6 protein-coding genes are annotated in these 4,930 nt (G+C 49.2%); 4 read left to right on the forward strand and 2 right to left on the reverse strand.

All coding sequences use genetic code 11. The features are described from left to right. Nucleotides 1–296 precede the first annotated feature (296 nt). From AC5I6P_RS00395 to AC5I6P_RS00410, 4 genes are all read left to right on the forward strand, one after another. Complete coding sequence (locus AC5I6P_RS00395; protein ID WP_495691776.1) at nucleotides 297–1,982, forward strand: transposase; 1,686 nt, start codon at nucleotides 297–299, stop codon at nucleotides 1,980–1,982. Continuing rightward, nucleotides 1,976–2,533, forward strand: coding sequence for a TniB family NTP-binding protein (locus tag AC5I6P_RS00400; RefSeq protein WP_495691777.1), 558 nt, complete (start codon nucleotides 1,976–1,978; stop codon nucleotides 2,531–2,533). The genes AC5I6P_RS00395 and AC5I6P_RS00400 overlap by 7 nt, the downstream gene beginning before the upstream one ends. A gap of 74 nt (nucleotides 2,534–2,607) precedes the next feature. Next, on the forward strand, nucleotides 2,608–2,787 hold the full coding sequence (locus AC5I6P_RS00405) for a hypothetical protein (RefSeq protein ID WP_495691778.1): 180 nt from the start codon (nucleotides 2,608–2,610) through the stop codon (nucleotides 2,785–2,787). Nucleotides 2,788–2,795: 8 nt separating this feature from the next. Beyond that, nucleotides 2,796–3,290 carry a TniQ family protein gene (locus AC5I6P_RS00410; protein WP_495691779.1) on the forward strand — a complete coding sequence of 165 codons (495 nt, stop codon included), beginning with the start codon at nucleotides 2,796–2,798 and terminating at the stop codon, nucleotides 3,288–3,290. Here AC5I6P_RS00410 and AC5I6P_RS00415 read toward each other — a convergent pair. Both AC5I6P_RS00415 and AC5I6P_RS00420 read right to left on the reverse strand, forming a co-directional pair. Further along, nucleotides 3,278–3,634, reverse strand: coding sequence for a hypothetical protein (locus AC5I6P_RS00415; RefSeq protein ID WP_495691780.1), 357 nt, complete (start codon nucleotides 3,632–3,634; stop codon nucleotides 3,278–3,280). The two genes, AC5I6P_RS00410 and AC5I6P_RS00415, sit on opposite strands and share 13 nt — an antisense overlap. Before the next feature lie 457 nt (nucleotides 3,635–4,091). Beyond that, a complete protein-coding gene (locus AC5I6P_RS00420; protein WP_495691781.1) occupies nucleotides 4,092–4,265 on the reverse strand; it encodes a hypothetical protein in 174 nt (57 codons plus the stop codon). Between the last annotated feature and the right edge of the window lie 665 nt (nucleotides 4,266–4,930).

The following is a 4,930-nucleotide window of genomic DNA, read 5'->3' on the forward strand; positions in this document are numbered from 1 at the left end:
TGTCGAGTCTCAAATTATTTTTCTTTTTGTCTCAGATTATTTTTCCGACTTAAAACATTAGAACCTTTACTGCGTCTGTACTTGAGCATTGAGTAGTACAGCTTAAGTTTGGGGTAAATCGCGTCTCAAATTATGTTTCATCAAGTTCTGGTGCAGTTGTCTCAAATTAAATTTCCAGATTTGCAGAATATTACGAACGGAGAAATTGTGTAAAGCGAGAACTGAAGCGACCTGGGACGGGTGTAGAGTTACAGCGTCGAATCTCCGATTAACTTTTGCAGTAGTGGAGCAACCCGATGGAGGAAGCCGAGCCAGCCCCTGTTCCTGACTCAGCAACGAGGTCTGTGCGGTGGCAGTCATTGACGATCACCGCACAGGAGCGAGTCAAAGCAATGCAGCGGCTGGCGAATGCGCCAGATCGCTCCACGTATTTGGCACTTCAACAAGAAATTGCCCAGCAGTTAAACATGACGGTGCGAAATGTGCGGCATTTGATGCGAGCATGGCAAACCGTAGGGGTTGATGGAGTCGTCCGACAAGGGAGATCGGATCGCGGAGAGCGGCGATTAGACGAGAATTGGACAAATTACATCGTGCAAACCTACCGTGCTGGGAATCGCGGCGGTCGGAGAATGAGTCGCGCGCAAGTTGCTGTGCGAGTAGCAGCGCGGGCACTAGAAATCGGAGACAGCAACCCACCGAGCCGAGCGAGCGTCTATCGGGTGTTGCAGGATGAGCTCGATCGACAAGAGCAGCAATCGAAATCGCGCTCCATTGGCTGGAGTGGCGAGACCTTAATTCTGAAAACCCGTGAAGGCTTAGAAGTGGAGGTGAAGGAGAGTAATCAGGTGTGGCAATGTGATCACACGCGGGTTGACTTACTGGTTGTGGATCAAGTGGGAGAGGTGTTGGGACGACCGTGGTTAACGGCGATCGTCGATACCTATTCGCGCTGCATCATCGGCATTCATCTGGGGATGGAGGCACCGAGCGCGGTGGTAGTGTGTTTAGCCTTACGCCATGCCATGTTACCGAAGCAGTACAGTTCTGCGTATGAACTGACGCAACTGTGGGGCACCTATGGAGTGCCGCAGTATCTCTATACGGATGGCGGCAAAGAATTCAATTCCAAGCATCTAGAGCAAGTGGCAAATGAACTGAAAATCGTGCTGTGTCAGCGCCGCTACCCAGCCGAAGGCGGCATCGTGGAACGACCATTTGGCACACTGAATAGTGAATTATTTGCCAGCTTGCCGGGATATACCGGGAACAGCACCAAACGCCGTCCCAAGCAAGCCGAGACAAAGGCCAGCTTAACGCTGATGCAACTGGAAAAACAGATTGTGCGCTATATCGTGGATCGCTACAACCAAGGGATTGATCCGCGCACGGGCGATCAATCTCGACTAGGACGATGGGAATCGGCTCGCCTCGCCCAACTCCCGTTGTTGAGCGATCGCGAGCTAGACATTTGTTTAATGCGGCGAGATCGCCGAGTTATATATCGCGGCGGTTATATCCAATTTGCCAACTTGACCTATCGAGGTGAACATTTAGAAGGCTACACCGGAAGTTGGGTGGTACTGCGCTACAATCCGCGCGACATTACCAGCATTTTGATTTATCGGGAGGAAGGCGGCAAGGACCTGTTTCTCAGCCGTGCTCATGCCACAGGCTTAGAAACCGAGATTTTGTCGTATGCGGAAGCGCAAGCGATGAGTCGGCGCTTGCGGCAGGCAGGACAGTCGATCAGCAATCAGTCGATTTTCAACGAAGTTCGATCGCGGGACCGCGACATTGAGGAACAGCGGCGCAAGCCCAAACGTTCAAGTCGAGCAATTGAGCCACCTCTACCCCAGCCAGACGCTACCCCACCTCCGGCTGCCGACGAGTCAGAAGAAGAAACTACCTCGCCAATCGATGTGGCAAATGTGCGGGTATTCGACTACGACGCCTTGAAACAGGAGTTCGATCTGTGGTGAATCCAGAGCAGGTGGTGCCCAGCAGTGAACCTTCGCTGGGGATTGAAGTGGAACGGGAGATTGAGCGATTACAGCGCCGCTGGGTGGTAGAACTGGAACAAATGCGGCGGTTTCATCAGTGGCTTGACGAGAAGCGAATGGCGCGGCAACCGTGTCGCGTGGTGGGAGATTCGCGCACGGGCAAGACGATTGCGTGCGATACCTACCGCTTAAAACATCCACCCGTTGTAATTCCAGGACAACCGCCCCAAGTTCCGGTTGTGGCATGGCAATCCCCACCCGAAAGCGGTAACCGAGAGCTATTTGAAGGGATTCTCCAGGCATTGAGATACCAACTGAGTCGAGGAACGCTCTCAGAAATTCGCAGTCGTGTCTATCGCACCTTAAAAGCCTGTCAGGTAGAGATGTTGATCATTGATGAAGCGCACCGGCTGCGTCCGAAAACCTTTTCAGAACTTCAGGACATTCTGGATCTCTTGCAAATTGCGATCGTCTTGGTGGGCACAGATCGCCTAGACGCTGTGGTGCGACGAGATGAGCAAATCTACTAAGTCATCGGTATGACCGATTGAGCAGTGCTCAACTGAGCGAGACTAGTGCAATTTGGGAGACGCACGTATTGCGATTGCCTGAGCCCTCTCATTTGGGCAGTGCCAAAATGCAAAAGGTGATCGGGCCTGCCAGCGGTGGGTATCTAGGGCTACTGGACCGCATTTTACGAGAAGCAGCCGTGCGCTCGTTATCCCGAGGATTCAACCGAGTTGAGTTAAACATTTTGAGTGAAGTGGCAGCTGAATGTCGATGAGGGATGCGATGAATTGCGACAGCTGGATCTTTCAGATGGCCCCGATCTCTGGAGAAAGTGTTGGGCATTATCTGGGGCGATTCCGTCGAGCCAACTGTCTGAGCCGAAGTGGCTTGGCAGAACTGGTCTCGATCGAGGTCCGCCTGCTGCGTGGCTTAGAAATGCCTTCAATTGGGCAGCCGTTGAATGCCATTCAAGTTGAAAAACTATCAGCCTTCCTCGGACTCTCTGAACTTCAACTGACAGAGATGCTGCCCGGAGTTCGATCGCAAATCCATCTTGTAACTCGACTTTGTCCGAAGTGCTATGAAGACACACCGATTCACCAGAATGCATGGCAACGAGCTGGGGTCGAACAGTGCGATCGCCATAATGCCCCCTTACTCACGGCTTGTCCTGTGTGTGGCATAGCGTTTCGATTACCAGCCTTGTGGGAAAACGGCTGTTGTGAGCAGTGCTGGTTGCCATTTCAGAAGATGCCCAATCCCAATCAGGTGGGTTGAGCCAAGAGCAACTTAATGATCCAGGTGGTTTCGCGTCCGCCCGTTGGCTCATGATCCTGCTGGAACTGTTTGCGAAGCTGTTTGAGCAGTGCTTCCTGTTCGAGAATGTCAGCAGCGTAAATCCATTGAGCTGGGGTAAGTCTGCGAGAAATAATGGCACGGTCTCGTTCAATCTTGGCTTGATTCAGCGTGAGACAGGCCGCAAAAAAGGTTGGTTGGAGGGATTGAATCTGGCATTCTATCTGAGCTAATTGAATGCGTAAATCAATCATGGTCTCAATGACTTCAACAGGATCAAGCAGATCGATCTCAGTTGCGGCTAATGAAGTAGTCAGATTCAACACAATAGAAACTCCAGAAGTTTTAGAAAACACTGGAACACTCTATGGCTGTACAATGCCCTTGAATGAAAGATTCAACAGAAATTCACTTAACGTTCTAGTTGTTTAAGACATATTGTGCTTAATGTATTTAACGTGTGGTTGCTTTTAGGTTTACTGACTTGAAATGTTGAATTTTTCAAATAAATCTATCAACCGATCAACAAACCTCTCTAAATTGCAATCGCATCAGTAATTTTATGTTTACCTCTGTGTTTCAGGTTATGTTTTTCCGGATCGATTTGATGTTTTAGATAACGCTGTTGAACATCGCTCCGTTCTTTCAGCATTCTTTCGATTCTAGGTTGGGCCGCCTTTGAGCAGTGAGATCGTAATCGCCCACTTCTCGTCATGGCGGCCATCGGGCGCATCATTTACTGGGGAACGCGACATCATTCAATGTCTGTGTCTGCGTGATGAATTAAGGGAAGGCATGTTGATGGAGGATCTGAGCGGCCCGTTGGCGGGTACAGCGGCGTTGAAGCGAGAGTTCAGAGATCGCGGCTTCAATCGTAAGCTGATCATTCTGAGAGAGGATAGATTGGCGCAGCAGGAGAATAGCTTGCTGTTGAATTGGGGAAAGAGGAGTGTTCATCGGGAAAAGCGATAGTGGAGAGTAAGAGGAGTGGATGAGAGCAGAGGAAGAGGCCGTGCGATCGCGAAACAAACTGGCTTAACTCATCCATCGATATCCATATCTAAACCATAGCTCTATGCATATCGACAATCAAGATATGGATATCAGGAAGTGATAGACCGCGATCGCATGAGTCGGGTGTAAAACGCGATCGAAGGAGCAAGACTCAAGGAACAGCACTTCAGCCATTCAGGCAATTCCAGCGTTTTGATTGCCCTTTCTAGACTGTTGTCAAAGTCATTCCCATAGATGATGGTGTCATTGAAATGATAGTAATCTCTTATGTCATGCAATCTTAATATGGATACCGATAAGCAATCTGTATTTAAATTGGATAACTCAATCAAATATAGTATGGATGTAAGCATTAATGATATGGATATCTAATATGGATGAGCATATCAATGGTAGTGTCATGCAATCCTAGAAGCGCCACAGCCCATATAAACTAATACTTTCGGGCATTTACGACAGGGATGTTCGTGGGGATCAACGGAAGTATGGATAAGAGATTTATATGGATTGGAGTAGATACGGATTGCTTATAGGTATGGATAGATAGAGTATTGGATAAATGTATGTACTGAACATACATTTATCCAATCCTCTATCTATCCATACCT

The sequence above is a fragment of the Myxacorys sp. genome (assembly GCF_059501405.1).